Raw genomic sequence first — 26,021 nt, forward strand, 5'->3', positions numbered from 1 at the left:
AGAGGTGCATTATCCCTTAACCGCTCGGTGACGACCAGCCTTGCCACAGGCAGGCGCTGCGACCAGCGCATCTTGCTCGAGGAGCGTCCGTCTGGTCGACCAACCAGGGCACTCCAGACCGTGACGATGCAGCCGAGAAACGACATCGGGGCACCCTGAGGTGCCCCGATACGTTTCGCTACCTTTATCCACTGCCTTGACGCCAGTCTTAGCGTTCGCGCAGCACCTTGAGCATCCGCTTGAGCGGCTCGGCGGCCCCCCACAGCAGCTGGTCCCCTACGCTGAAGGCGCTGAGATACTCGCCGCCCATATTCAGCTTGCGCAGACGTCCCACCGGGATGTTCAACGTGCCGGTTGCCGCGGTCGGCGTCAGCCCGTCGATGGTGGCGTCCTTGTCATTGGGAATGACGCTGACCCACTCGTTGTGGGCAGCAATGCGCTCTTCGATCTCATCCAGCGGCACATCCTGGCGCAGCTTGATGGTGAACGCCTGGCTGTGGGAGCGCATGGCACCGATACGGACGCACAGACCATCGATCGGAACCGGCGTGTCCTGGCGACCGAGAATCTTGTTGGTCTCGACGAAGCCCTTCCACTCCTCGCGGCTCTGACCGTTGTCGAGCTTGGAGTCGATCCACGGCAACAGGCTACCGGCCAGCGGTGCACCAAAGTTGTCCGTCGGAATCTCGCCGTAGCGCATGGCCGCAGTGACCTTGCGATCGATATCCAGAATCGCGCTGGCGGGATCGGCCAGCTCGCTGGCCACGCTGTCACGCAATCCGCCCATCTGGTTGAGCAGTTCGCGCATGTGCTTGGCACCGGAGCCTGACGCCGCCTGATAGGTCATGGACGTCATCCATTCGATCATATCGGCTTCGAACAGACCGCCAAGGCCCATCAGCATCAAGCTGACGGTGCAGTTACCGCCGACAAAGGTCTTCGCGCCAGCATCAAGCTGAGCGTCAATCACCTTGCGGTTGACCGGATCAAGCACGATGGTGGCATCATCGCTCATGCGCAGGGTGCTGGCAGCGTCAATCCAGTAGCCCTTCCAGCCACCGCCACGCAGGTCCTCATAGACCTTCTTGGTGTAGTCACCGCCCTGACAGGTGATGATCACGTCCAGCGCCTTCAACGCCTCGATATCGAAGGCGTCTTTCAGCGGAGGCACGTCCACACCTACGTCGGGGCCGGCCTGACCAACCTGGGAGGTGGTGAAGAACACCGGCTCGATGCCGTTGAAATCCCCATCTTCCACCATCCGCTGCATGAGCACGGAACCCACCATGCCACGCCAACCGACGAAACCGACTTTCAACATGTGAAGTCCTCTAGAAATCGAGTGAGACAATCATTATACAGAAAGCGGCAGCACCTTTCAGATGCTGCCGGTAGGCTTTCCGCTTCACCTTCGCGAGACGCCGATGGCCCCTCGCTCAGCGTTGTGTTCCGCTCTCGCTCAGTCCAGTGCGGCGAGCACCGCGTCACCCATCTCGGCGGTGCTGACCTGGCGGGTGCCCGGATAGGCGATATCCGCCGTGCGAAGCCCCTGATCCAGCACCTTGCCCACCGCCGCCTCGATGCGCTCAGCCATGGCTGGCTCATTAAGAGAGTAGCGCAACATCATCGCCACCGACAGAATCGTGGCCAGCGGGTTGGCGATGCCCTTGCCGGCGATATCCGGGGCACTACCGTGACAAGGCTCATACATGCCCTGACCGGATTCATTGAGAGACGCTGAAGGCAGCATGCCGATGGATCCCGTCAGCATGGCGGCGGCGTCCGACAGAATATCGCCGAACATGTTGCCGGTTACCACCACATCAAACTGCTTGGGCGCACGCACCAGCTGCATGGCCGCGTTGTCCACGTACATGTGGGACAGCTCGACATCGGGATACTCTGGTGCCAGACGCTCCATGACCTCACGCCACAGAATGGTGACTTCCAGCACGTTGGCCTTGTCCACGCTGCACAGTTTCTTGCCGCGCTTCTGAGCCATCTCGAACGCGACACGCCCGATGCGCTCGATCTCGCTTTCGCTGTACACATAGGTATTGAAACCAACCCGCTCACCGCCACGTTCTTCGACACCACGGGGCTGACCGAAGTAGATCCCGCCCGTCAGTTCACGCACGATCATGATGTCGAGCCCAGACACAACGTCAGGCTTGAGCGTTGAGGCTTCTGCCAGCTGCGGATACAGGATCGCGGGGCGCAGGTTGCCGAACAGGCCCAGCTCCTTGCGCAGGCCCAAGAGCCCCTTCTCCGGGCGCTTGCTGAGGTCCTCGATGGTATCCCACTGAGGGCCTCCCACCGCCCCCAGCAGAATGGCGTCGGCCTGTCGCGCCTTGGACAGCGTCTCGTCAGGCAGCGGCACCCCATGCACATCATAGGCACCACCACCCACCAGCCCCTGCTCGACCTCGACGTCCAGCCCTTTCGCCTTCAGGGCGTCCAGCACGCGAGTGGCCTGGGCGGTAATTTCCGGTCCGATGCCATCACCGGGAAGGACAAGAATCTTGCGGGTCATAACCATGTATTCCTGAGACAGTGCAAACAGTCACCCGGCCTGCTCCAGGCCGGGCGGTAAATCGCCTAGGCCTTGGCGGGCTCGCGGAACAGCCACGGACGAGCGGCCCGATGGCGAGACTCAAAGGCCGCGATGGCGTCTTCATCCTGGAGGGTGATGCCAATGTCATCCAGCCCTTCAAGCAGACAGTGCTTACGGAACGCATCTACCTCGAACTCGAGAATCTCGCCACTGGGTGTCGTCACCCGCTGGTGCTCAAGATCCACATCGAGGCAGTACCCCTCGTTGGCGTGCACTTCAGCAAACAGACGATCCACCTGATCTTCACCCAACGTGATCAACAGGATGCCGTTCTTGAAGGCATTGTTGTAGAAGATATCGGCAAAGCTCGGCGCGATGACAACGCGGAAGCCGAAGTCCTCCAGCGCCCAGGGCGCATGCTCGCGCGAACTCCCACAACCAAAGTTACGGCGCGCAAGCAACACCTTGGCCCCCTGGTAGCGCGGCTGATTGAGCACGAAGTCCGGATTCAAGGGACGCTGACTGACGTCCTGACCCGGCTGCCCTTCGTCCAGGTAGCGCAGTTCGTCAAACAGGTTGACGCCAAAGCCGGTGCGCTTGATCGACTTGAGAAACTGCTTGGGAATAATCAGGTCGGTGTCGACATTGGCGCGATCCATTGGCGCCACCAGACCTTCGAGGCGTTCGAACTTTTGCATGGCTCAGGCCTCCTGGCGAGCGGTAGTGGAATCAAAGCTGCGCACGTCGACAAAGTGTCCGGCGATCGCAGCGGCGGCGGCCATAGCCGGGCTCACCAGGTGGGTGCGACCGCCATACCCTTGGCGACCTTCGAAGTTACGGTTGGAGGTGGAGGCACAATGCTCTCCCGCACCCAGCTTGTCGGCATTCATCGCCAGGCACATGGAACAGCCGGGCTCGCGCCACTCAAAGCCCGCCTCGATAAATACCTTGTCGAGACCTTCCTGTTCGGCCTGACGCTTCACCAGACCGGAGCCGGGCACGACCATGGCCAGCTGAACGCTGTCCGCTACCTTGCGGCCACGGGCCACCTTGGCCGCTTCGCGCAAGTCCTCGATGCGCGAGTTGGTGCAGGAGCCGATGAACACCTTGTCGAGCCGGATATCGGTAATCTTCTGACGCGGCGCAAGGCCCATGTATTCCAGCGCACGGGTGATGCCGGTGCGTGCGGTGTCGTCTGCCGCCTGAGCAGGATCCGGCACCTCGCCACTGACTCCGGTCACCATTTCCGGGCTGGTACCCCAGCTGACCTGAGGCTCGATACTCTCGGCGGCGATGGTCACTACCTTGTCGAAGGCGGCATCGGCATCAGACACCAGCTGGCGCCAGTCAGCCACCGCTGCCTCCCACTGCTCGGCGGTAGGTGCGAAGGGACGTCCGGCGAGATAGTCGATGGTGGTATCGTCGACGGCAATCAGCCCAACCCGTGCTCCTGCCTCGATGGCCATGTTGCAGACTGTCATGCGCCCTTCCATGGTCAGGCTCTGGATCGCACTACCCGCAAACTCGATCGCATACCCGGTACCGCCAGCGGTGCCGATCTCGCCGATGATGGCAAGCACCACGTCCTTGGCGGTGACGCCCTGACCCAAGGTGCCCTCGACACGCACCTGCATGTTCTTCATCTTCTGCGCCAGCAGACACTGGGTCGCCAGCACGTGCTCGACCTCAGAGGTGCCGATCCCGTGGGCGAGCGCGGCGAAGGCGCCGTGGGTGGCCGTGTGAGAGTCACCACACACCACGGTCATGCCGGGCAGGGTTGCACCCTGCTCAGGGCCGACAACATGCACGATGCCTTGGCGCGGATCATTGATGCGGAATTCCTCGATGCCAAACGCATCGCAGTTGTCATCCAGCGTCTGGACCTGGATCAACGACACCGGATCCTTGATCCCGGTATTGCCCTCGGCCCGTTCTTTTACGGTCGTCGGCACGTTGTGATCGGGGGTTGCCAGGTTGGCATCCAGGCGCCAGGGCTGGCGACCGGCGATCCTGAGCCCTTCAAACGCCTGGGGCGAGGTCACCTCGTGGAGCAGCTGCCGATCAATGTAGATCAGCGCCGTGCCGTCGTCGCGCTCTTTCACCAAGTGCTGCTGCCACAACTTGTCGTAAAGCGTCTGGCCTGCCATGCGGAATCTCCTGCCTCAAGTCCTGCCTCGAGCGTTTGCGTCAAGGTCTGTCTAAGCGTTGCGGAGGCTTGCCACGGACCGCCATGTCGGCTGGCTCGGCATCCGTGTGTCATGCCTCTCTGCGTGCTGCCACGGTGTAAGGGTATCGCTGATCTTTTTAGTGCCACTGCCCAGTGGCTTGTGCTGTGACCGGGTCGGGTCATCGCCACCAGGTGCCCTGCCGGGTCATGCTGCCGGGTCATTCTACCGGGTCATTCTGCTGGGCTAGCCGGGCACGTCGCGCTGGCGATAGAACGAGTCTCGCGCCACTCGCCAATAAAATCAATTCATGTTATTTATTCAAACGATTCCTGTATGGAATACATCTTTTTCTGGAGCCCGTCATGGATACGCAAAGTCTGCAGGCGTTCCTGGCGGTGGCGGACAGCGGCAGCTTCTCTCGCGCCGCGGAACAGCTGCATCTGACGCAGCCGGCTGTCAGCAAGCGCATCGCCACCCTGGAAACCCTGACCCGTGCGCGTCTGTTCGACCGTATCGGCAGGCGCGTCAGCCTGACCGAAGCGGGACGCCTGCTATTGCCCAGGGCGCGCCAGATCCTGGTCATGGTCGATGACAGTCGCCGGGCGCTTGGCAATCTTACCGGCGATGTCTCGGGCGCCCTGATTCTAGCGACCAGCCATCACATTGGCCTTCATCGCTTGCCGCCTATTCTGGAGGACTACGTCAGGCGTTTTCCCAAGGTGCGGCTGGACCTGCGCTTTCTGGACTCGGAGCAGGCCTATCAGGGCGTGCTGGACGGCGACATCGAGGTCGCACTGGTCACGCTGTCTGCCGCGCCAGACAGCCAGCTGCATGCTCGCCAACTGTGGACGGACGAGCTGAGCTTTGTCGCGTCTCCTGAACATCCGCTGTCTCGAGAGCACCCGCTGGACCTGGCGTCCCTGGCACGCCACGACGCACTTCTGCCGGGCCCGCTGACCTTCACCCGACAGCTGATCCTCGAGCGGCTGGCCGCCCATGGCCTGGTGCCTACCGTAGGACAGTCGACCAACTATCTGGAAACGCTGAAAATGATGGCTACCGCTGGGCTAGGCTGGACCCTCTTGCCGGACTCCATGGTCAGGCGCGAGATTGTCGATGGACGGCTCGTTAGACTGATGCCAGACGCCCAGCCTATCCATCGTCCCCTCGGCTACCTGACCCACCGGGACCGGACGCTCTCCAATGCGGCCCGCTCATTGCTGGAGCTGTTCGACACGCATGCAGAAACGCCTGCTGCCGCTGCCGATTGACACCTGGTCGTCGTAAGGTGCCTCCCTTCATGACAGCGCACCTTGCCACCAGACCGAACTCGTCACTCGACCCAACAGGACTACCAACGCCAAAGGGACCCAGGCATGCACACCTCATCCGCCGCGAACACGCCTCCGCTGCCCCCCTTGCGCCATCGCCTGGCGGCGCTACTGCTGCTTACCGGCTTGGCCATGCAGGTTGCGAGCATGCTGGCACCATGGCTGCCGAGCGTGAGCGTCAGCCTCCCGTTCTGGCTCGCCAGCGCCCTGCTATGGCCGGATATCCCTCGGCGAAACCAGTGGCAGGCGGGTGTTCTGGCGCTACTCGGGGTCCTCTTTCTGGCCGTGGCAATGACGCTGTTCGATGCGCGCCCACCACTGATGACGTTGCTGGACGGTAATGCCTTCGTGGTGGCCATGTTGACCGGCGTCAGCTTCATCGCGCTGATCGGACGTCCGCCAACGCGTGAGCCCACTAGTCAGCCCGTCACGGGCCGCAGGGGGTTGATCGGGACCTGGCTAGGGGTCCATCTGCTCGGTGGCATCCTCAATCTGTCCACCGTGTTCATGGTCGGTGATCGCCTTGAGCGGCGCGGCCCTTTGTCGGAGCCTCAACTGCTTGGGCTCAACCGTGGATTGTCCAGCGCAGCGCTGTGGTCACCCTTCTTCGCCGCCATGGGTGTCGTGCTGTCCCTGGCGCCGTCACTCCAGTACACCACCCTGCTCAGCGTTGGCCTTCCGCTGGCCTTCGCTGGAGGGCTCTACAGCGTGATTGAACTGTCACGTCGCTTCGACGTGTCGACGGTGCCAGGCTTCTCACTATCACCTGCTAGCCTGTTGATGCCGGCCGTCATCGCCGCCCTGGTCATGTTGTTCCACTTCGTCGTGACACCGTCACTGACGATCGTCAGCATCATCACCTTTCTTATGCCTCTACTGGCTATTGTGACGAATCTTGCACGGGGTCTGAGCGCGGCCCGCGAACGCATGGTCCGGCACTTCCACTACCGACTGCCGGGCATGCGCGGGGAGATCACCTTGTTTCTCTGTGCCGGTCTGTTGACCAAGGGACTGTCGGTGCTGGTGGGTGCGGCAACGGCGGGCAACTGGACGCTCTTCCCGGAGTTTGGCGCGCTCGCCGCGGCCTCAAGCTACCTGGCCATCGTCATCAGCGCGATCGCTGGCCTGCACCCGATCATTGGCGTGTCGGTACTGGCCTCCATGCTGGAACTGGACGGCCCCCACCAGACCCTATTTGGCTTTGTCGCGCTTGCCTCCTGGGCCGTAGGCACCAGCGTCGGCCCACTGTCGGGCATCAACCTCTCGCTGCAGGGACGCTACGGGGTCAGCGGTTACCGCATGATGCGACACAACTTGCGTTACGCGCTGGTCATGTCACTGCTGGTGCTGGCCGCCATCGCCTGGCTCGGCCACGCCGTGGCGGCCTGAGCCCGGTCCAGGTCGCAAGGGCGCGCATTCACTCAGCGAAGGGGCCGACGCCCCTTCGCCCAAGCATCGTCACCCGACACCCGTACGCCTCAGGCAGCGCGCACGAAATAGCGATGCCCGCATTGGTGGCATGGTTCAATGCGCGTGACGCCGTGCAGCTCGACCGCCGCATCGCAGTGCACGCAGGACATCCGTCCCGGCGCGGCAAGTTCGCCCGCCGTATAGTCGGCACGGGACGCCTCCAGGTCGTCTTCAAGCCTCTCGCGCTCGATGACGCTGCGGTCGGCAATGGACAACAGCGAATCCACCACCTTTCTCGACAGAATGGTCAGGTCAATCCCCAACCAGCTGGCGACCCCCTCTCCCCCGGCGGCCAGGTAGCGGCGCATGTCTCTCAAGTCACGCTCGACCCAGGCTCGCAGCAGCGCCAGCTCATCCTTGGTGTATTCCTCAAGCTCTGCCTCGAACTCGACCGCGTCGTCCAGATCCTTCTGCAGGTTGTCCCAGGTCAGGTCCTCGGCGCCTTCCTTGAGGCGCGCAAGCATCCGCTCATAGCCGTCCCTCAGCCGATGCTCTCCTGGATTGGAATGCTGTTCACTCATGACCGTATCCTCCTTGAGATGAACGTTGCTGCCCGGGCTTACCAGGCGCAACACAAGCGGCCCACCATAGCCGGACCCCAGGCAGCTGGGGTATCCTTGCGTGCATCATTGCCGCGCCGGTGGTCGCCGCGCTAACTGTTGATTCTGCACAACCCTGCCACCGGACGATACCCACACCCTGCGCGCCGCCTTGGGCGCGCCTTGATTGCAAGGTACTCGAAGACCGCGATGGACGCCCAGTACAAGCCCCACGAAATCGAACGCGACGCTCAGACATTCTGGAACGACAATCAGTGCTTCAAGGCACTAGAGGACGCGAACCGGGAAAAGTTCTACTGCCTGTCGATGTTCCCCTACCCCAGCGGCAAGCTGCACATGGGGCATGTACGCAACTACACCATCGGCGACGTGGTAACACGCTTCCAGCGCATGCAAGGCAAGAATGTGATGCAGCCGATGGGCTGGGACGCCTTTGGCATGCCCGCCGAAAACGCCGCGATCAAGAACCAGGTCCCCCCCGCCAAGTGGACCTACGAGAACATCGACTATATGCGGGCACAGCTCAAGGCGCTGGGCTTCGCCTACGACTGGGACCGCGAGTTCGCCACCTGCGACAGCGACTACTATCGCTGGGAGCAGTGGTTCTTCACCAAGCTGGTCGAGAAGGGCCTGGTCTACAAGAAGATGTCCACCGTCAACTGGGATCCGGTCGATCAGACGGTCCTGGCCAACGAACAGGTCATCGATGGCTGCGGTTGGCGCTCCGGCGCGCCGGTCGAGCGCAAGGAAATCCCGCTGTGGTTCCTCAAGATCACCGACTACGCGGATGAACTGCTGGCAGACCTCGACAAGGTCGAGTGGCCTGAGCAGGTCAAGACCATGCAGCGCAACTGGATCGGCAAGTCCCGCGGCGTGGAGCTGGCCTTCGATGTGGCTGGCGACGACCCGCTGCGCGTCTACACCACCCGTCCTGACACGCTGATGGGGGTGACCTACGTGGCCGTGGCCGCCGGTCACCCGCTGGCCATCAAGGCAGCCAGCGACAAGCCCGAACTGGCCGCCTTTATCGAAGAGTGTGCCCAGGGGGGAACGTCCGAGGCCGAGCTTGCCACCATGGAAAAGCGTGGCATGGCCACAGGCTACGAGGCGATTCATCCGCTGACCGGCGATCGCGTGCCGGTATACGTGGCCAACTTTGTGCTGATGGAGTACGGCACCGGCGCCGTCATGGCCGTGCCTGGCCACGACCAGCGCGACTGGGAGTTCGCGACCAAGTACCAGCTGCCGATCCGCGCGGTGATTGCCGACGCTGACGGCAACGCCCCCGACCTGTCCGCAGGCGCCTGGGTCGAGCACGGCCCTCTGATCAACTCTGGTGAGTTCGATGGCCTCGACTTCCAGGCCGCCTTCGATGCCATCGCCGCTCGCCTCGAGCAGGAGGGTCGTGGCAACGTCAAGACCAACTACCGCCTGCGCGACTGGGGCGTCGCTCGTCAGCGCTACTGGGGCGCCCCGATTCCGGTCAAGTACGGCCCTGAAGGCCAGACCGTGCCGCTCACCGATGACGAACTGCCGGTCGCCCTGCCGCTGGAAGTCACCGTGGACGCGTCAGGCTCGCCGCTCAAGAAGATGCCCGCCTTCAGCGACCTGGGCGACGGCTGGACCCGGGAAACCGACACCTTCGACACCTTCATGGAGTCGTCCTGGTACTACGCCCGTTTCTGCTGTGCCGACAACACCGAGGCCATGCTGGATGAACGGGCCAATTACTGGCTGCCTGTCGATCTCTACATCGGCGGCATCGAACACGCCATCCTGCACCTGCTGTACGCGCGCTTCTTCCATAAGCTGATGCGCGACTTTGGCCTGGTCGACTCAGACGAGCCGTTCCAGCGCCTGCTGACCCAGGGCATGGTCATCGCAGAAACCTTCTATCGACCCCAGTCCAACGGTGGCAAGGAATGGTTCAACCCGGCCGACGTCGAGGTCAAGCGCGACGACAAGGGCCGTCCGCTTAGCGCCACCCTGATCAGCGACGGCCAGCCAGTACAGATGGGCGGCATCGAAAAGATGTCCAAATCGAAGAACAATGGTGTCGATCCCCAGGCCATGATCGATCGCTTCGGGGCCGACACGGTGCGCCTGTTCATGATGTTCGCCGCACCACCGGAGCAGTCGCTGGAGTGGTCCGACTCTGGCGTTGAGGGCGCACACCGCTTCCTCAAGCGCCTGTGGCGCCAGGTCTCCGAACACCTGGACGCCGGTGCGCCAGGCACGCTTGACCAGGCCACTCTTGAGACGCTCGATGACACCCAGCGGGAACTGCGTCGCAAGACCCACGAAACGATCAAGAAGGCCGGTGACGACATTGGTCGTCGCACCACCTTCAACACCGCCATCGCCGCGGTCATGGAGCTGAGCAACGCGCTCGCCAAGTTCAACGACACCTCCCCGGCCGGCCTGGCTGTGGAGCGGGAGGCCATCGAGGCCTGTGTGTTGCTGCTGGCGCCGATCACCCCCCATGCCTGCCACGCCCTGTGGCAGACACTGGGCCACGAAGGCGCCGTCATCGACGCCAGCTGGCCTGAAGTGGACGACAGCGCCCTCACTCGCGACAGCATCGAGCTGGTGGTACAGGTCAACGGAAAGCTGCGAGCGCGCCTGGAAGTGCCCGCAGACGCCGACAAGGCCCAGGTTGAAGCCCTGGCGCTGGCCAACGACAACGTGCAGCGTCACGTGGATGGCAAGACGTTGCGCAAGGTCATCGTCGTGCCTGGCAAGCTGGTGAATATCGTTGCCAATTGAATGCACTGGCTCCGTCCTGCACGGGGCTCAACGCTAAATGCAGACCGCCGGGGCATCCGCCCCGGCTTCTCCGTATCGCGACAAGGAGTTCACATGCAACGACGCGACTTCCTCGGCCTGGCTCTGGCCTCAGGCGCAGGACTTTTGTTGGCCGGTTGCGGTTTTCACCTCAGGGGCGTCGGCGGCGAGGTGCTGGCACTCGACAGCCTGGCGCTGGAAGGTGCCGACACTGACTTTGCCAAGCAGTTGGCCTCGCGCCTTGAAAACCTCGGCACTCGCATCGACGCCGATGCCCCGCTGCGCCTCAACCTGGGTGGGGAAGATATCATCACCCGTCAGGTGGGTGTGCTGGATACCGGCTCACAGGACCAGGAGCTTGTCCTGCGAGTGCCATACTCCATCCAGCGAGCCAGCGACGGCGCCTACGTGGCGGACCGCCAGGCGGTGGAAGTGATCCAGGAATTCTCGATCACCGACGACAACCTGCTGTCCCAGGACGAACTGCGTAACGATGCTCTCGAGGATGCCCGCCGCGAGGCCGTGCGTCAGATGATTGATCGCCTGCGCGCCATCGAGGAAATCTGAGTCGTTCATGAAGGTTTTCGCCGACAAGCTGCCTGACGCCCTGGCAAAATCCATTCCCCCGGTGATCATCGTCGCCGGTGATGAACCTCTGCAGCATATGGAAGCCTGTGACCTGGTACGAGCCAAGGCCAAGGACAGCGGCGTCGAGGAACGCGACGTGCTCCACGTGGAAGCCAATTTCGCCTGGGGTCGGCTGATCGAATCTGCTGCCAGCATGTCGCTGTTTGCCTCGCGCAAGCTGATCGAGTTGCGTCTCGGCAGCGCCAAGCCCGGTCAGGAAGGTGGCAAGGCGCTGAAGGAGTACGCGGAGCAGGCCCAGAGCAGTGACAACATACTGCTGGTCAGCTGTGCCAAGCTCGATGCCAGAGAGCAGAAAAGCGCCTGGTTCAAGGCCCTCGACAAGCTGGGTCTGTTTGTACCGGTGTGGCCGGTTGATGCCTCCCGTCTAGGTTTCTGGCTCAGGGACCGCGCCCAGCGACACGGCCTGTCCATGTCAATGGACGCCGCCCGGCTGCTGGGCGAGCGCACCGAAGGGAACTTGCTGGCAGCAGACCAGGAGCTGCAGAAGCTCGCCCTGATCCTGCCCGCCGGCACACAGGTATCGCCACGGGAGGTGGCTGGAGGGGTCGAAAGCAGCGCCCGCTACGACGTATTCACCCTGGTGGATGCCTGTCTCAAGGCAGAACGTGAACGCGTGCTGCGGATCCTGGCTGGCCTGGCGGCCGAGGGCACTGAACCCCCCATCATCCTGTGGGCCCTGACCCGGGAAATTCGCACGCTCCTCTCCCTGCATCAGCACCTCGATCAGGGCCAGAGCTTCGAACACGCCTGCAAGGCGCAGAAGCCCCCCATCTTTGACCGTCGACGACCCGCCTATCAGGAAGCGATTCGACGATTGCCGCTGAAGCGTCTTCACAAGCTGCTGATGTTCGCTCAGCGCCTTGACCTGGCCATCAAGGGCGCCGCGGACCTGCCCCTAGAGCAAGGCATTCAGGACCTTACCCTGACGCTGGCCGGCGGACGTGGCCTGCTGGCCGAAATGCCCTGGGCCTACCGGGTAGCGCAGTAGTCGTTTGCGGGCACCTCGACGCTGCCAGACGGCTGTCAGATCGTCTGACCGGTCTGCTGGCAGATCTATTGACCGTTCTGTTGTCAGCGTCGTCGATGCTGGCATCGGGCCTGCCCGCTGCATCAATGCTGGTGGTCGCGACTGTGATGGGTACTGACGTCGCCGCTGGGGGCTACAGGTTCAGGCCCAAAAGAGGTAGTGGCCCGCAGCGTGGCACAGAAGGCGTAGACTGAGGCAATTCCCGCTTCCCTCTTGCCCACTGAACAGCGGTCCGCCAGCGTATGAACTCTCCCGCCCCCTCCCTCAAGCGGGCCGTCATCATGCCCCTGACCATCGCCGCCACCCTGGTCCTGGCGATGGCCGCTCTGCTGCTGATCTGGCACCTCGGCGAAAATCGACAGCTGCTGGGGGCCAACCACAATGCCCTGATGGTCGACGTCGCCAGGGCCCAGGAAGAAGCGATCCGGCTACGGGCGTTGCTCAATATTCGCGATAGTGACGACGTCAGCTACTTCGAGGAAATGCAAAAGGTAGTGGTCCTGGTTGGCCATCGGCTGCATCGACTCGGTGACTCCATGTCCATGGTCGCCGCCCCCCAGGATGACGACTTCTCCCTCCACGTCTCGAGCTTGAGCGATCAACTCAGTGAGGCCGATGGGCTACAGCAACGTCTGGCCCAGGCGCTGTCTCATCCGCCGGAGCCGCTGACACCAGATACCCTCAAGGCACACACCCTGACGCCGGAAACCCTGATGCTGGCCGAGCGCCTGGAGCTGGCGCTGGAAGATATCTACACCGAGCTGGACAAACGCCTGCACGAGAGTGGCGCCCACCTGATCGAAACCAATCGCGACCTGGCGCTGGCCGTCATTTTACTGGTCTGCATGGTGCTGGCGGTTAGCATGGGCCTCCTCATCACCTGCCTGCGGCTGCGACGCTACAGCCACTCGCTGCGCCAGCTGGCCATGACCGACGAACTGACGCAGCTCAGCAATCGCCGCCAGTGGTTGGGTCAGGTGCACCGGCAGCTCGCCATGCGTCAACCACCGGATAGCCCCGTGGCACTACTGCTGCTCGACCTCGACCACTTCAAGCAGGTCAACGATACCTTCGGACACCCCACGGGGGACAATGTCCTGGCGGCCTTTGGCATCATGCTCAAACGCCTGGCTCGCCGCGGGGACCTGGCGGCGCGTCTTGGTGGCGAGGAATTTGGCCTGCTGCTCGCCAACAGCAATGCCCACAGCGCCGAGGTAGTGGCTGAACGCATTCGCTGCGAGACCGAACGATTTACCCTGCCCGAACCTGCCCACCGCATGCAGCTGACCGTCAGCATCGGGATTGCGGTGTCTGGCCATCGCGACGACGACTTCGGCACCTTGTATCGACGTGCTGATCAAGCTCTGTACAGCGCCAAACAGGAAGGCAGAAACTGCGTTCGCCTGGGCTAGCGTGCCGCCGCTGTCAGCAACGACGACCGCTTTACCTTGACGGGGGCATGACGGACTCCGCTTTGCCACGCTGAGCACAGACTGGCGTTGCCTGGGCGTGGAATTCATCCTTCCTAGCCACATGAAAAAACTGGTGCATCTTGGTTATACTCCCCCTGTCGCGCGATATCGACGCACAGGAGGTTCGTCGCTATCGGTCGCCATCACAGAACGCTCAACAAGACACCCAGCCCTACAAGGAAGCCGCTATGACCCTTACACTTCGCCGACTGCTGTGTACTGCCCTGATGGTCTGCCTGACCCTTGGCACCGCCAGCGCCAGTGCCGCCACTGCCGTCTCAATGGCCTCCACCAGCGACGTGCTGGCAAGCCAGCAGACACAAGATGCCCGCGAGCGCATCCACAGCGTGCTGGCCCGTGACGATGTCCGCCAGCAGCTGGAGCTGCAGGGTGTCGATCCTGCCGATGTCGAACAGCGTGTCGCCGCCCTGTCCGATCAGGAAGCCCAGCAAATGGCTGACCAGCTTGACCAGATGCCTGCCGGCGCCAGCGTTATCGGTGTGCTGTTTGCGGTTTTCGTGATCTTGCTGGTCACTGACATCCTCGGCCTGACAGACGTCTATCCGTTCACGCGGTAAGCCCATGTCTGTCTCGCACGTGATCATGTCGAGCGCCCGCCTGGCGGGCGCTCTTGCGTTGTTGGCTGTGCTCTCAGGCTGTGCCGCCACACCCGACCTGGATACCAGCCGCACGCAATCACTGTCGGCCCAGCGACTGCTGGACGACGTTCCCTTTCACCCCCAGCGTGACTACCAGTGCGGACCGGCGACCCTGGCCATGTCGCTCAACCATACTGGCGTCGATGTCAGCGTCGACGATCTGATCCCGGATATCTACGTTCCGGCTCGCAAGGGCAGCTACCAGCCGGAAATGCTGGCCGCAACGCGGCGCCATGGGCGCATCCCCTTTGTGCTGGCACCGCGCCTGGAGTCTCTGCTTGAGGAAGTCGACGCCGGGCATCCCGTGGTGGTGCTCCAGAACCTGTCACTACCCGCCTTTCCTCTGTGGCACTTCGCCATCGTCAATGGCTACGACCTGAATCAGCAGGTGCTGCGACTACGCACGGGCGTGACGCGCCAGGACAGTACCGAGTTTGGGCGTTTTGACGCCACCTGGCAGCGTTCCGAACGCTGGGCCTTCGTTGCCCTGCCGCCAGGCCAGCTGCCGGTTTCCCTCTCGGCCAGCGAGGCGATCCAGGCCACCTCCGATTTTGAACGGGTGCAGGGCGCTGGCCATGCGTTACCGGCCTGGGAGGCCGTCGTGGAGCGTTTCCCGGACGCGGCCATGGCGCGCTTTGGCCAAGCGAACGCCTATCACGCGCAAGGCCGGTGGGAAGATGCCATCGATGCCTGGAGGGCTGCGACGCAATACGACCCGGAGCTCGCCCCCGCCTGGCTCAACCTGGGTCTCACCCTGGCCTCTCAAGATGAACCTCAGGAGGCGGTACAGGCGCTGCAGCGGGCGGCAGCATTGCCTGGACCCTGGCAGGCCAGCGCACAGGAGGCACTGATCGAGCTGGAGGGCACACCATGATGCGCTACGACATCGTCATCAAGCGCGTCTACCAGGCCCCGGCCGACAACGACGGCGCGCGGGTATTGGTCGACCGACTCTGGCCTCGAGGATGTCGACGGGAGTCACTGGCGCTAACCGACTGGTATCGAGAGGCCTCCCCCAGCCAGGCTCTGCGCCGCCAGTACCATCAAGGCGAGATCAGCCGTGCGGTGTTCGAGATCCGCTATCGCGGCGAGCTGCGGGACCACCCGCATAAACTGCTGCCGCTGATGCGACTGGCACGCCGCGGACGCCTGACGCTGCTGACAGCCACCCGTGAACTCGACGCTTCCTATCTGGCGCAGCTGCGCGAGCGCCTGCTGGAAGCCCTGCAGCAGGAAGACCGGGAAGACCTCGAGCCAGCGTCGCCGCCATGCATGGCCCACTTGCTTGGCGACAACGACTAGCCGGCACCCGCTCAGCCCATGCGGGGCGAACCCCGCCTGCAGGCGCATCCCGTAGACCCAAAAAAAGGTGCCTGTTGGCACCTTTTCTGGTCATGGCCGCTGGCGTCAGAAGACTCGGTTCAAACCATTCTGAGCCGCCACCCGGTAGGCCTCGGCCATCGTCGGGTAGTTGAACGTGGTGCTGACGAAGTACTTCAGCGTGTTCGCCTCGCCTTCCTGCTGCATGATGGCCTGGCCAATGTGCACGATCTCCGACGCCTGGTCACCAAAGCAATGAATGCCGTAGATCTCGAGCGTGTCCTGATCGAACAGGATCTTCAACATCCCCACCGTATCTCCGGTGATCTGCGCACGAGCGGTATCCTTGAAAAAGGCGTGTCCCACCTCGTAGGGCACCTTGGCCTCCGTCAGCTCTCGCTCGGAACGGCCAAAGGAGCTGATTTCCGGAATGGTATAGATACCGGTAGGCACCTCGGTCACATAGCGGAAATCCCGATCCAGCAGCTCGTCGCAGGCATTCAGCCCCTGGTCGTAAGCCGCGCTGGCCAGACTCGGCCAGCCCACCACGTCGCCCGCTGCATAGATGTGCGGAAGCGCCGTGCGATAGTGTTCATCGACCTGCAACTGTCCACGACCATTCGCGGTGAGGCCAATGTTCTCAAGCCCCAGCTGGTCGGTATTCCCGGTGCGTCCGTTGGCCCACAGGAAGGCGTCCGCGCGCAACCGCTTGCCTGACTTCAGGTGAACGGTAACCCCATGCTCGTCACCCTCGACGCGCTCGTACTCTTCGTTATGACGAATCAACACACCATGCTTGCGCAGGTGGTAGGACAGCGCATCACTGATTTCGTCATCCAGAAACGACAGCAGGCTGCCGCGGTTATTGATCAGGTCCACCTTGAGCCCAAGGCCGGAAAAGATCGACGCGTATTCACAGCCGATAACTCCAGCGCCAAAGATAATCAGCGTGCGCGGCGTATGCTGAAGGCTGAGTATGGTGTCCGAGCAGTAGATCCGCGGGTGTCGAAAATCGATATCCGCCGGGCGGTAAGGACGTGACCCAGTGGCGATGATCACCTTGTCGGCGATCAGTTCTTCTTGGTTGTCTCCCTGCCCGCGCACCGTCAAGGTATGCTCGTCCTTGAAGCGGGCAATGCCGTGATACAGATCGATGCGGTTACGCGCGTAGAAGTTGGTACGCATCGCCACCTGCTGATCGATCGTCACCCGGGAACGTTCGCGGACCTTGGGAAAGGAAAACCAGCGGGGTTCACCGATGTCGCGAAACATCGTATTGGTGTTGAACGACATGATCTGGCGAACCTGATGACGCAGCGCCTTGGACGGGATGGTGCCCCAATGGGTGCAGTTACCGCCCACGCGCGCCTGCTTCTCGATCACTGCCACTCGCTTACCGTGCTTCGCGGCGTTGATCGCGGCGCTTTCGCCGGCGGGGCCTGTACCGATCACCACTACGTCGTAGTTGTGCACTGCCATCGTGTCATCCTTATCCTGGAAAAGTCCCTCGACCGTACAAGGGACAGCATCATCATGCAGACGGCGCCCACAGGGCGCCGTCACGGTCAGGCAAACCACGGCATGCGTCACGCATACCGGTAGGCGCAGGCTTCTCGCTGCAACGCCTTATCGGCGGGTGGCGTCGTAGCCCAGATCAAGCCCGCGGTTCTCATCGGAGCGGCGACGTGCGCTGGCGGCGCGCTTCTTCGACTCCTCCTCACACACGTCGTCCTTACCGCCACAAATCTCGCAGCCATCCTTGAGGCCAAGCTGGTTAAGCCCGCCGCAGGAGCCGGCGATCGGCTTGCGTCCAAGGATGACGCCGATGGCCATGGCGCCGATAATCAGCAACATGGCGCCAAATACGATCAGGTAGGTGGTCATACGAGTGTCCTCTTGATGGAACGACAGGCCTGCCGAAGTGAGTAGCACACAGCGGCGTGAACCTTGCACCGCATCGGTCTGGGATCAGCCGTCACATGCTCGGCACACGGGCCCTGCCCCAGCAACACGACCGACCGCCCTGACGCCGTCGAGTCGTACGCCCTGTCGACCAAAGGATTATGCCAGATTTATCCTCTGGGCAGAAACCGTCATGGCGCCTACTGCCCTTTGCTTTCTTTCATGGCACTTTCACGGCGCCTTCAAGACGCTTTACCAGCGTCAGCGGGACCGATAAACGAAAACCTCGCCACGAGGGCGAGGTTTTCGACATGCCATGGCAGGCAAGGCATCAGCCGCCAAAGTCATCCAGCATGATGTTCTCGGGCTCGACACCCAAGTCCAGCAGCATCTTGATGACAGAAGCGTTCATCATGGGCGGCCCGCACATGTAGTACTCGCAATCCTCAGGCGCCGGATGGTCCTTGAGGTACATGTCGTAGAGCACGTTATGGATGAAGCCGGTCGGCCCCTCCCAGTTGTCCTCGGGCTGGGGATCTGACAATGCCAGATGCCAGTCGAAGTTGTCATGCTCTTCAGCCAGCTTGTCGTATTCTTCGTTGTAGAACGTTTCACGCCAGGAGCGTGCACCGTACCAGAACGTCATCTTGCGCGAGGTATCAAGACGCTTGAGCTGGTCGAAGATGTGGCTGCGCATCGGTGCCATGCCGGCACCACCGCCGATGAAGACCATCTCGGCGTCAGTGTCCTTGGCGAAGAACTCACCGAACGGCCCCATCACCGTCACCTTGTCACCAGGCTTGAGACTGAACACGTAAGTGGACATCAGGCCGGGCGGGTGACTGGAATTGGGCGGCGGCGTGGCGATCCGGATATTGAACTTGAGAATGCCCTTCTCTTCCGGATAGTTGGCCATTGAGTAGGCGCGAATGACCTCCTCAGTGTTCTTGTGGGAGACGTTGAACAGGCCAAACTTCTCCCAGTCACCACGGTACTCTTCCTCGATATCGAAGTCGGAGAACTTGATATCGTAGGCAGGAGCCACCAGCTGCACATAGCCGCCAGCGCGGAAGGCAACTTCCTCGCCCTCAGGCAGCTTGAGGTTCAGCTCCTTGATGAAGGTGGCGACGTTGGGGTTCTCGATGACCTCGCATTCCCACTTCTTGACGCCGAAGACCTCTTCAGGGACCTGGATCTTCATGTCCTGCTTGACCGGCACCTGGCAGGACAGACGCCAGCCCACCTTCTTCTCACGCAGGGTGAAGTGACTTTCTTCCGTGGGCAGGATGGAACCGCCCCCTTCTTCGACGCGGCACTTGCACTGGGCACAGGAGCCACCGCCGCCGCAGGCGGAAGAAAGGAAGATGCCGTTGGCTGCCAAGGTGTTGAGCAGCTTGCCGCCGGCCTGGGTGGTCAGGGTGTTCTCGGGATCGTCGTTGATCTCGATGGTCACATCGCCCGAGCTCACGAGCTTGGAGCGGGCCGCCAGAATCACCGCCGTCAGACTGATGACGATGACGGTGAACATGACGACGCCGAGCACGATGACTGTTGTATCAACCATGTCGGTTTCCTATTGCTAGCGTTCGGAACCGAGAAGAGTGCTCTGGCACCCTTCCCGTCTCACTCAGAGCTGGATGCCGGAGAAGGACATGAAGCCCAGGGACATCAGACCCACGGTAATGAAGGTGATGCCCAGCCCCTGCAACGAGGCAGGCACGTCACTGTACTTCAGCTTTTCACGAATTCCAGCCAGCGCAGTAATGGCAAGTGCCCAGCCAACACCAGCGCCCAGGCCATAGACCACGGACTCGCCGAAGTTGTAGCTACGCTCGACCATGAACAGGGTGCCACCGAGGATGGCGCAGTTCACGGTGATCAGCGGCAGGAAGACGCCAAGCGCGTTGTAGAGCGAGGGCACGAACTTGTCCAGGAACATCTCGAGGATCTGCACCAGAGCGGCGATAACGCCAATGTAGGACAGCAGACCCAGGAAGGTCAGATCGATGTTCTCGGCACCGGCGATACCTGTCCAGGACAGGGCTCCCTCCGCCAGCAGGTACTTCAGGATCAGATTGTTGACCGGAACGGTGATGGTCAGAACCGCGACCACCGCGATGCCCAGGCCGATGGCAGAGGACACCTTCTTCGATACCGCCATGAAGGTACACATGCCCAGGAAGAACGCCAGGGCCATGTTCTCGACGAAGACCGAGGCAACGAAAAGGCTCAGATAGTGTTCCATCTTACACGGCCTCCTTCGGCTGGGTGTTTTCCTTCATCACGAACTCGTTGTCCTCGACCTGCTCCGGGTTGAGGCTACGCAGCACCCAGATAATCAGACCAATGATGAAGAAGGCAGACGGCGGCAGCAGCAGCAGGCCGTTCGGTACGTACCAGCCACCGTTCTGCACGGTCTCGAGGATGGTCACGCCAAACAGGCTGCCGGAACCGAACAGCTCACGGAAGAAGCCGACCGTCATCAGGATGAAGCCGTAACCAAGACCGTTACCCACGCCATCCAGGAACGACAGCGCAGGCGTGTTGGTCATGGCAAAGCCTTCAGCGCGACCCATCACGATGCAGTTGGTGATGATCAGGCCAACAAAGACCGACAGCTGCTTGGACATCTCATAGGCAAACGCCTTGAGGATCTGGTCCACCACGATGACCAGCGACGCAATGATGGTCATCTGCACGATGATACGGATAGAGGACGGAATATGATTCCGAATCAGCGAGACGAACATGCTGGAGAATGCCGTCACGAAGATAACCGCCAGACTCATGACCAGAGATACGCTGAGACTGGAGGTCACCGCCAGCGCCGAGCAGATGCCAAGGATCTGCAGGGCGATGGGGTTGTTCTTGAAGATCGGCGTCAGGATAACGCCCTTGGTTGTCGGTGCGGACATCGTCAGACTCCTTCGCTGTCGTCAGAGGGGCTGGCGCTGGCAGTCGCCTGGCTGTCACCACCTTCGCGGAAGTGCTCCAGGTAGGGGCCAAAGCCTTCTTCGCCCAGCCAGAATTGCACCAGATGCGTCACCCCACGGCTGGTCAGGGAAGCACCGGACAGTGCGTCGACCTCAGTGGAATCGCTGGCGCCACCCTTCACCAGCTCGATGGCCGGATCCATGGAGTCGCTGGAGGCGTAGATTTCCTTGCCTTCCCACTGCGCTTTCCAGCGCGGGTTGTCGACCTCGCCACCCAGTCCGGGTGTCTCGGAGTGGGAATAGAAGGTGATGCCACCGATGGTATTGCCATCGCCCTGCACGGACAGGTAACCACGCATCAGGCCCCACAGGCCCTGACCGCGGATCGGCAGCACGATCTGCTCGGGGTTCTCCTCGTCACCGACCAGGTAGACGGTAGAGTACTTTTCCTGACGACCGATACCGGCGACGTCACGCTCCCCGGACAGGGTACGCGACTGTGCAGGATCCTTGGCCGCCTGGAAGCCATCATAGGTCTCGGGGTCGACCGCGTCGGTATATTCACCGGTTTCCAGGTCGACGACCTTGGCGGTCACGGCCTGGGAGAACTCCTTGCCGACGTCCATCCCGGGCTCGTAAAGGTCCGCCACGGCCAGGATGTTGGACTTGCGGTCCAGCTCCTGGTTGCGTTCCTGACGCGCCTTGAGCCCCACTGCCGCCGTCGACACGATGATCGAGCAAACGATACACAGGGAGAAGGCGACCGTAAGGATCTTCTTGATGGAATTGTTGCCTTGTGCCATCAGGTGGTCTCCTCAGCCACAACCGCCGTGCGCTTGACGCGACGCTTGATGTTGGCCTGAACAAAGAAGTGATCGATCAGCGGGGCAAACAGGTTGGCAAACAGAATCGCCAGCATGATGCCTTCCGGGAAGGCCGGGTTGACCACGCGAATCAGGACCGTCATCACACCGATCAGGGCACCGAACAGGAAGCGACCCGGGTTGGTCATGGACGCAGACACAGGGTCAGTGGCCATGAACACCATGCCGAAGGCAAAGCCGCCCACCACCAGATGCCAGTACCAGGGCATCGCAAACATGGCGTTGGTGTCGGAGCCGATCAGGTTGAGAATCGAGCTCATCGCCACCATCCCCAGGAATACCCCGAGTACGATGCGCCAGGAGGCAATTCGCATGCCCAGCAACACAACGGCACCGATCAGGATCGCCAGGGTCGAGGTCTCACCCACCGAACCAGGGATGAAGCCGAGGAAAGCGTCCCACCAGCTGTACTGATCCTGCAGAGCTGCCATGCCGCTCTGATAGGCCGTGGACAGTGCAGTGGCACCGGTATAGCCGTCTGCCGCGACCCAAACCGAGTCACCAGAGATCTGGGCCGGATAGGCGAAGTAGAGGAAGGCACGACCGGTCAGCGCCGGGTTGAGGAAGTTCTTGCCGGTACCGCCGAAGATTTCCTTGCCGATCACCACACCGAAGGTGATGCCCAGTGCGACCTGCCACAGGGGAATGGTGGCCGGAAGAATCAGGGCGTAGAGCACGGAGGTGACGAAGAAGCCTTCGTTGACCTCATGGCCGCGCTTGATCGCGAACAGCACTTCCCAGAAGCCACCGATGGCAAACGTCACCAGGTAGATGGGCAGGAAGTAGGTCGCACCAAGCACGAAGTTCGACCACAGGCTGCCTGCGTCATGACCACCGGCCAGGGTCAGCAGGATCATTTCACGCCAGCCACCCATGGAGTCGTAGCCCGCGGCGATCGCTTCGTTGGCCTGCCAGCCGGCGTTCCACATGCCGAAGAACATGGCCGGGAAGGTGCAGAACCACACGGTGATCATGATGCGCTTGAGGTCAATACCGTCGCGCACGTGAGCCGTGGTCTTGGTCACGCTGGGGGGAGAATAGAAAATCGTGTCTACCGCCTCGTAGAGCGGATAGAACTTCTCGTATTTGCCGCCCTTGTGGAAGTGCGGCTCGAGATTGTCGAGTGTCTGTCGAATACCCATCATCAGGCCTCTTTCTCGATCATGGTGAGGTTGTCACGCAGGATGGGACCGTATTCGTACTTGCCCGGGCACACATAGGTGCACAGCGCCAGGTCTTCTTCATCCAGCTCCAGACACCCCAGCTGCATGGCAGTCTCGATGTCACCGACGATCAGCGAACGCAGCAGCTGCGTGGGCATGATGTCCAGCGGCATGATCCTCTCGTAAGCACCTACCGGTACCATCGCGCGCTCGGAGCCGTTGGTAGAGGTAGTAGGTGCATAGTTGCTCAGCCCCTTGAGGCTGGAGAGGTAGATCCCGAGCACCGAGTGACGGTTGCCACCTGGGGACAGCCAGCCCATGAAGGCACGCTTGTTACCCTCTTCCAGCAGGCTCAGCTGGGTGTGGAAACGGCCCACGTAGCGCAGGCTGCCCTCGGCAGTGAAGCCAGAGAACACACCACCGCTGATCACCCGGGTGTCGTCCGGAGACTTCACTTCATGATCGAGCAGCTCATCGGTGCTGGCGCCCAGGCGCGTGCGAACCAGACGCGGACGCTCTGCACGCGGACCTGCGACGGCCACCACACGACTCATGTCCAGCTTGCCTTCTGCAAACAGCTTGCCGAACGCAATCACGTCCTGATAGCCGATGTGCCAGACGCGACGCTGCAGCGACACCGGGGACAGGAAATGGATATGGGTACCGACCAGGCCAGCCGGGTGGGGACCAGCAAAGCTCTCGTGCTTGACGCCCTTGACCTTGGTGCCAGGAATCTGCGCGTCCGTTGCGGTGCACAGGAACACCTGGCCCTTGGTCAGGCGCGACAGTACCGTCAGGCCATCTTCGAAGGCTTGCGCCTGCTCGTTGATGACCACGGCCGGATCGGCAGCCAGCGGCTGGGTATCCACCGCGGTGACAAAGATATCGGTTGGCTCAGCATCCAGCGCCGGAGTCCGCGAGAACGGGCGAGTTCGCAACGCGGTCCACAGGCCGGATTCCACCAATTGGTCGACCACCGTCTGACGTTCCAACGACGCCAGCGCATCACGCCCATGGGCCGTGAAGGTTTCGGCTTCTTCGCTCTCGTCGACCTTGATCACCACCGACAGCAGCTTGCGTTTCTCACCGCGGTTGATCGCCACCACTTCACCGGCCGCCGGGGAAGTGAAGCGTACACCGTCGATCTTCTTGTCGGTAAACAGGAGTTGGCCCAGCTTGACCTTGTCCCCCTCCTTGACCTCCATAGTCGGCTTCATGCCGATATAGTCGGTGCCCAGGAGCGCCACGTGGCGCACCGGTCGCGCATCCTCGATACGCTGCTCCGGTGCTCCCGTGATGGGGAGATCCAGGCCTTTCTTGACTTCGATCATAGACTCGCCCAGTTGATGGATCGTAGATAATGGACGGAGGTTCGGTGGAAATGAGAGGAATTCTTGTTATTGACCACGCATCACCAGTCACGCCGAGGCGACATCGAACCACCCCGAAAAATCCCCAGCATTATAAAGACAAGCCAGTGAATTGACCACATGATCGAACGTAGCAGAAATGACTGTTTCGGCAGATCAGAGCCCCGACAGAAAGAAAAAACCCCTTGCCAAACAAGGTTGGCAAGGGGGTATTGAGATACCTCAAAACGGGCCGTTCCGCCCGCGCGACGCGGCTTAGGCGTGGCTGCGCGGCAGCTTGCAGAAGGACACGTTGGAAATCTGCTGCAGGATACGAATGACCTGGCAGCTATAGCCAAACTCGTTGTCGTACCACACATAGACCACCGCATGACGGCCCTGGGCGATGGTGGCCTTGGCATCGACGATGCCCGCATGGCGATTGCCGACGAAGTCTGTGGACACGACTTCTGGAGAGTCGACGTAATCGATCTGCTTCTGGAAAGCAGAATCGATGGACATGCGACGCAAGTAGTCGTTGAGCGACGCGGCATCGGTCTCGCGCTTGAGCGACAGGTTGAGAATCGCCATCGACACATTCGGCGTCGGCACCCGGATGGCGTTGCCGGTCAGCTTGCCACCCAACTCGGGCAGCGCCTTGGCCACTGCCTTGGCGGCACCGGTCTCGGTCAGCACCATGTTCAACGGAGCACTGCGCCCGCGACGGTCACCCTTGTGATAGTTATCAATCAGGTTCTGGTCGTTGGTGTAGGAGTGAACGGTCTCCACGTGACCATGCTCGATGCCGTACTCGTCGTTCATCACCTTCAGCACCGGCACGATGGCATTGGTGGTGCAGGAAGCAGCCGAGATGATGCGATCATCGGCGGTGATATCGGAGTGGTTGATGCCGTAGACGATGTTCTTGAGGTCACCCTTGCCCGGTGCGGTCAGCAGCGCCTTGGACACCCCCTTGCACTGCAGGTGCTGGCCGAGGCCGGCCTCATCGCGCCAGATGCCGGTGTTGTCCACGACGACCGCATTGTTGATACCGTAAGCGGTGTAGTCGACATCACTCGGCGAGTCAGCGTAGATCACCTGGATGACGTTGCCGTTGGCGGTCAGGGTGCGAGATTCAGCGCAGACACTGATGGTGCCATCGAACGGACCATGGACGCTGTCGCGGCGCAGCAGGCTGGCACGCTTCTCCAGATCCTTGGCGATATCGCCGCGCCCACGCACCACGATGGCCTTGAGCCGCAGCAGGTTGCCGCCGCCGGCCTTCTCGATCAGCACGCGCGCCAGAATGCGACCAATACGACCGAAGCCGTACAGCACCACGTCCTTGGGTTCGCCGTTACCCGCATCCGGGTCGTGGCTGTCGACGATGTCGGCCAGCTGCTCGCGCATGAAGGCCAGGGCGTCACCACCACCCTGCTTCTTGAACGCCACCCCGAGCTTGCCCACGTCAACGTGCGCCGGCCCAAGGTTGAGCTGGGTCATCGCCTGAACCAGCGGGAAGGTGTCCTGAACCGACAGCTCAGTCCCTTCAATCTTCCGCACGAAGCGATGATCCTTGAGAATTCTGATCACGCTACGGTTGAACAGGGAGCGACCGAACATGGTCGTCACCACGTTGTTGCGACGATACAGGCTGCCAATCAGCGGGATCATCTGCTCGGCCACGGCCTGGTTGTCGTGCCACTCCTGGAAGACGATGTCGGGTTGCTGGCTCACGAGAGACCTCTAAGTCTGTTGGGAAACGCGAGTATTATCTGCGCCCCCATGAGGCGGGGC

23 protein-coding genes are annotated in these 26,021 nt (G+C 61.7%); 9 read left to right on the top strand and 14 right to left on the bottom strand.

The genetic code is table 11. The features are described 5' to 3' along the window. Positions 1 to 208: 208 nt before the first annotated feature. From asd to leuC, 4 genes are all read right to left on the bottom strand, one after another. The gene (gene asd / locus JF545_RS14435) at positions 209 to 1,321 is read right to left on the bottom strand and encodes an aspartate-semialdehyde dehydrogenase (protein WP_206943231.1); all 1,113 of its coding nucleotides are present in this window, start codon (positions 1,319 to 1,321) and stop codon (positions 209 to 211) included. Positions 1,322 to 1,459: 138 nt separating this feature from the next. Next, complete coding sequence (leuB, locus tag JF545_RS14440; RefSeq protein WP_206943232.1) at positions 1,460 to 2,533, bottom strand: 3-isopropylmalate dehydrogenase; 1,074 nt, start codon at positions 2,531 to 2,533, stop codon at positions 1,460 to 1,462. 65 nt (positions 2,534 to 2,598) lie between these two features. Beyond that, positions 2,599 to 3,252 (bottom strand): 3-isopropylmalate dehydratase small subunit, encoded by a 654-nt coding sequence (gene leuD, locus JF545_RS14445; RefSeq protein WP_206943234.1) that lies wholly within the window; start codon positions 3,250 to 3,252, stop codon positions 2,599 to 2,601. Positions 3,253 to 3,255: 3 nt separating this feature from the next. Next, positions 3,256 to 4,701: a 3-isopropylmalate dehydratase large subunit gene (gene leuC / locus JF545_RS14450; RefSeq protein ID WP_206943236.1), complete on the bottom strand. Its 1,446-nt coding sequence runs from the start codon at positions 4,699 to 4,701 to the stop codon at positions 3,256 to 3,258. A gap of 383 nt (positions 4,702 to 5,084) precedes the next feature. On the opposite strand from leuC, the gene JF545_RS14455 reads away from it, so the two are divergent. Together JF545_RS14455 and JF545_RS14460 are read left to right on the top strand one after the other, a co-directional pair. Continuing rightward, the gene (locus JF545_RS14455) at positions 5,085 to 5,993 is read left to right on the top strand and encodes a LysR family transcriptional regulator (protein WP_206943238.1); all 909 of its coding nucleotides are present in this window, start codon (positions 5,085 to 5,087) and stop codon (positions 5,991 to 5,993) included. A 105-nt stretch (positions 5,994 to 6,098) separates the two neighbouring features. Then, positions 6,099 to 7,442, top strand: coding sequence for a hypothetical protein (locus JF545_RS14460; protein WP_206943240.1), 1,344 nt, complete (start codon positions 6,099 to 6,101; stop codon positions 7,440 to 7,442). Between the two features lie 89 nt (positions 7,443 to 7,531). Here JF545_RS14460 and JF545_RS14465 read toward each other — a convergent pair whose 3' ends face one another. Next, positions 7,532 to 8,044: a zinc ribbon-containing protein gene (locus tag JF545_RS14465; protein WP_206943242.1), complete on the bottom strand. Its 513-nt coding sequence runs from the start codon at positions 8,042 to 8,044 to the stop codon at positions 7,532 to 7,534. A 228-nt stretch (positions 8,045 to 8,272) separates the two neighbouring features. On the opposite strand from JF545_RS14465, the gene leuS reads away from it, so the two are divergent. The 7 genes from leuS (at position 8,273) to JF545_RS14500 (ending at position 15,975) form a co-directional block, all read left to right on the top strand. Continuing rightward, the gene (leuS, locus tag JF545_RS14470) at positions 8,273 to 10,849 is read left to right on the top strand and encodes a leucine--tRNA ligase (RefSeq protein WP_206943243.1); all 2,577 of its coding nucleotides are present in this window, start codon (positions 8,273 to 8,275) and stop codon (positions 10,847 to 10,849) included. 93 nt (positions 10,850 to 10,942) lie between these two features. Next, positions 10,943 to 11,434, top strand: a complete 492-nt coding sequence (gene lptE, locus JF545_RS14475) for an LPS assembly lipoprotein LptE (protein WP_206943245.1) — start codon at positions 10,943 to 10,945, stop codon at positions 11,432 to 11,434. 7 nt (positions 11,435 to 11,441) lie between these two features. Continuing rightward, complete coding sequence (gene holA, locus JF545_RS14480) at positions 11,442 to 12,503, top strand: DNA polymerase III subunit delta (protein WP_206943247.1); 1,062 nt, start codon at positions 11,442 to 11,444, stop codon at positions 12,501 to 12,503. Between the two features lie 281 nt (positions 12,504 to 12,784). Beyond that, the gene (locus JF545_RS14485; protein WP_206943249.1) at positions 12,785 to 13,954 is read left to right on the top strand and encodes a GGDEF domain-containing protein; all 1,170 of its coding nucleotides are present in this window, start codon (positions 12,785 to 12,787) and stop codon (positions 13,952 to 13,954) included. Between the two features lie 248 nt (positions 13,955 to 14,202). Beyond that, a complete protein-coding gene (locus JF545_RS14490) occupies positions 14,203 to 14,592 on the top strand; it encodes a PA2779 family protein (protein WP_206943250.1) in 390 nt (129 codons plus the stop codon). Between the two features lie 4 nt (positions 14,593 to 14,596). After that, positions 14,597 to 15,547: a PA2778 family cysteine peptidase gene (locus JF545_RS14495; RefSeq protein WP_206943251.1), complete on the top strand. Its 951-nt coding sequence runs from the start codon at positions 14,597 to 14,599 to the stop codon at positions 15,545 to 15,547. Next, a complete protein-coding gene (locus tag JF545_RS14500; protein ID WP_318245666.1) occupies positions 15,544 to 15,975 on the top strand; it encodes a DUF488 domain-containing protein in 432 nt (143 codons plus the stop codon). The genes JF545_RS14495 and JF545_RS14500 overlap by 4 nt, the downstream gene beginning before the upstream one ends. Before the next feature lie 105 nt (positions 15,976 to 16,080). On the opposite strand, the gene sthA is transcribed toward JF545_RS14500, so the two are convergent. The 9 genes from sthA to JF545_RS14545 form a co-directional block, all read right to left on the bottom strand. Further along, positions 16,081 to 17,472, bottom strand: a complete 1,392-nt coding sequence (gene sthA / locus JF545_RS14505) for a Si-specific NAD(P)(+) transhydrogenase (RefSeq protein ID WP_206943252.1) — start codon at positions 17,470 to 17,472, stop codon at positions 16,081 to 16,083. 147 nt (positions 17,473 to 17,619) lie between these two features. Beyond that, positions 17,620 to 17,877, bottom strand: coding sequence for a (Na+)-NQR maturation NqrM (nqrM, locus tag JF545_RS14510; protein WP_206943253.1), 258 nt, complete (start codon positions 17,875 to 17,877; stop codon positions 17,620 to 17,622). Positions 17,878 to 18,226: 349 nt separating this feature from the next. Beyond that, positions 18,227 to 19,459 carry an NADH:ubiquinone reductase (Na(+)-transporting) subunit F gene (gene nqrF / locus JF545_RS14515; protein WP_206943254.1) on the bottom strand — a complete coding sequence of 411 codons (1,233 nt, stop codon included), beginning with the start codon at positions 19,457 to 19,459 and terminating at the stop codon, positions 18,227 to 18,229. 63 nt (positions 19,460 to 19,522) lie between these two features. After that, positions 19,523 to 20,140, bottom strand: a complete 618-nt coding sequence (nqrE, locus tag JF545_RS14520; protein WP_206943255.1) for an NADH:ubiquinone reductase (Na(+)-transporting) subunit E — start codon at positions 20,138 to 20,140, stop codon at positions 19,523 to 19,525. Position 20,141: 1 nt separating this feature from the next. Continuing rightward, the gene (locus JF545_RS14525; RefSeq protein WP_206943256.1) at positions 20,142 to 20,810 is read right to left on the bottom strand and encodes an NADH:ubiquinone reductase (Na(+)-transporting) subunit D; all 669 of its coding nucleotides are present in this window, start codon (positions 20,808 to 20,810) and stop codon (positions 20,142 to 20,144) included. Between the two features lie 2 nt (positions 20,811 to 20,812). After that, on the bottom strand, positions 20,813 to 21,631 hold the full coding sequence (locus JF545_RS14530) for a Na(+)-translocating NADH-quinone reductase subunit C (protein WP_206943257.1): 819 nt from the start codon (positions 21,629 to 21,631) through the stop codon (positions 20,813 to 20,815). After that, positions 21,631 to 22,857: an NADH:ubiquinone reductase (Na(+)-transporting) subunit B gene (locus JF545_RS14535; protein ID WP_206943258.1), complete on the bottom strand. Its 1,227-nt coding sequence runs from the start codon at positions 22,855 to 22,857 to the stop codon at positions 21,631 to 21,633. The genes JF545_RS14530 and JF545_RS14535 overlap by 1 nt, the downstream gene beginning before the upstream one ends. Further along, complete coding sequence (locus JF545_RS14540) at positions 22,857 to 24,206, bottom strand: Na(+)-translocating NADH-quinone reductase subunit A (RefSeq protein ID WP_206943259.1); 1,350 nt, start codon at positions 24,204 to 24,206, stop codon at positions 22,857 to 22,859. The genes JF545_RS14535 and JF545_RS14540 overlap by 1 nt, the downstream gene beginning before the upstream one ends. 294 nt (positions 24,207 to 24,500) lie before the next feature. After that, positions 24,501 to 25,961 carry a glyceraldehyde-3-phosphate dehydrogenase gene (locus JF545_RS14545; RefSeq protein ID WP_206943261.1) on the bottom strand — a complete coding sequence of 487 codons (1,461 nt, stop codon included), beginning with the start codon at positions 25,959 to 25,961 and terminating at the stop codon, positions 24,501 to 24,503. Positions 25,962 to 26,021: the final 60 nt, after the last annotated feature.

Source organism: Halomonas litopenaei (assembly GCF_017303055.1).
In the GTDB taxonomy this organism is placed as follows: Bacteria; Pseudomonadota; Gammaproteobacteria; order Pseudomonadales; family Halomonadaceae; genus Halomonas; species Halomonas litopenaei_A.

What these genes read in the sequence shown, in the direction of transcription:
- asd (WP_206943231.1), bottom strand. Translation starts at nt 1,321, where the DNA reads ATGTTGAAAGTCGGTTTCGTCGGTTGGCGTGGCATGGTGGGTTCCGTG.
- leuB (WP_206943232.1), bottom strand. Translation starts at nt 2,533, where the DNA reads ATGACCCGCAAGATTCTTGTCCTTCCCGGTGATGGCATCGGACCGGAA.
- leuD (WP_206943234.1), bottom strand. Translation starts at nt 3,252, where the DNA reads ATGCAAAAGTTCGAACGCCTCGAAGGTCTGGTGGCGCCAATGGATCGC.
- leuC (WP_206943236.1), bottom strand. Translation starts at nt 4,701, where the DNA reads ATGGCAGGCCAGACGCTTTACGACAAGTTGTGGCAGCAGCACTTGGTG.
- JF545_RS14455 (WP_206943238.1), top strand. Translation starts at nt 5,085, where the DNA reads ATGGATACGCAAAGTCTGCAGGCGTTCCTGGCGGTGGCGGACAGCGGC.
- JF545_RS14460 (WP_206943240.1), top strand. Translation starts at nt 6,099, where the DNA reads ATGCACACCTCATCCGCCGCGAACACGCCTCCGCTGCCCCCCTTGCGC.
- JF545_RS14465 (WP_206943242.1), bottom strand. Translation starts at nt 8,044, where the DNA reads ATGAGTGAACAGCATTCCAATCCAGGAGAGCATCGGCTGAGGGACGGC.
- leuS (WP_206943243.1), top strand. Translation starts at nt 8,273, where the DNA reads ATGGACGCCCAGTACAAGCCCCACGAAATCGAACGCGACGCTCAGACA.
- lptE (WP_206943245.1), top strand. Translation starts at nt 10,943, where the DNA reads ATGCAACGACGCGACTTCCTCGGCCTGGCTCTGGCCTCAGGCGCAGGA.
- holA (WP_206943247.1), top strand. Translation starts at nt 11,442, where the DNA reads ATGAAGGTTTTCGCCGACAAGCTGCCTGACGCCCTGGCAAAATCCATT.
- JF545_RS14485 (WP_206943249.1), top strand. Translation starts at nt 12,785, where the DNA reads ATGAACTCTCCCGCCCCCTCCCTCAAGCGGGCCGTCATCATGCCCCTG.
- JF545_RS14490 (WP_206943250.1), top strand. Translation starts at nt 14,203, where the DNA reads ATGACCCTTACACTTCGCCGACTGCTGTGTACTGCCCTGATGGTCTGC.
- JF545_RS14495 (WP_206943251.1), top strand. Translation starts at nt 14,597, where the DNA reads ATGTCTGTCTCGCACGTGATCATGTCGAGCGCCCGCCTGGCGGGCGCT.
- JF545_RS14500 (WP_318245666.1), top strand. Translation starts at nt 15,544, where the DNA reads ATGATGCGCTACGACATCGTCATCAAGCGCGTCTACCAGGCCCCGGCC.
- sthA (WP_206943252.1), bottom strand. Translation starts at nt 17,472, where the DNA reads ATGGCAGTGCACAACTACGACGTAGTGGTGATCGGTACAGGCCCCGCC.
- nqrM (WP_206943253.1), bottom strand. Translation starts at nt 17,877, where the DNA reads ATGACCACCTACCTGATCGTATTTGGCGCCATGTTGCTGATTATCGGC.
- nqrF (WP_206943254.1), bottom strand. Translation starts at nt 19,459, where the DNA reads ATGGTTGATACAACAGTCATCGTGCTCGGCGTCGTCATGTTCACCGTC.
- nqrE (WP_206943255.1), bottom strand. Translation starts at nt 20,140, where the DNA reads ATGGAACACTATCTGAGCCTTTTCGTTGCCTCGGTCTTCGTCGAGAAC.
- JF545_RS14525 (WP_206943256.1), bottom strand. Translation starts at nt 20,810, where the DNA reads ATGTCCGCACCGACAACCAAGGGCGTTATCCTGACGCCGATCTTCAAG.
- JF545_RS14530 (WP_206943257.1), bottom strand. Translation starts at nt 21,631, where the DNA reads ATGGCACAAGGCAACAATTCCATCAAGAAGATCCTTACGGTCGCCTTC.
- JF545_RS14535 (WP_206943258.1), bottom strand. Translation starts at nt 22,857, where the DNA reads ATGATGGGTATTCGACAGACACTCGACAATCTCGAGCCGCACTTCCAC.
- JF545_RS14540 (WP_206943259.1), bottom strand. Translation starts at nt 24,206, where the DNA reads ATGATCGAAGTCAAGAAAGGCCTGGATCTCCCCATCACGGGAGCACCG.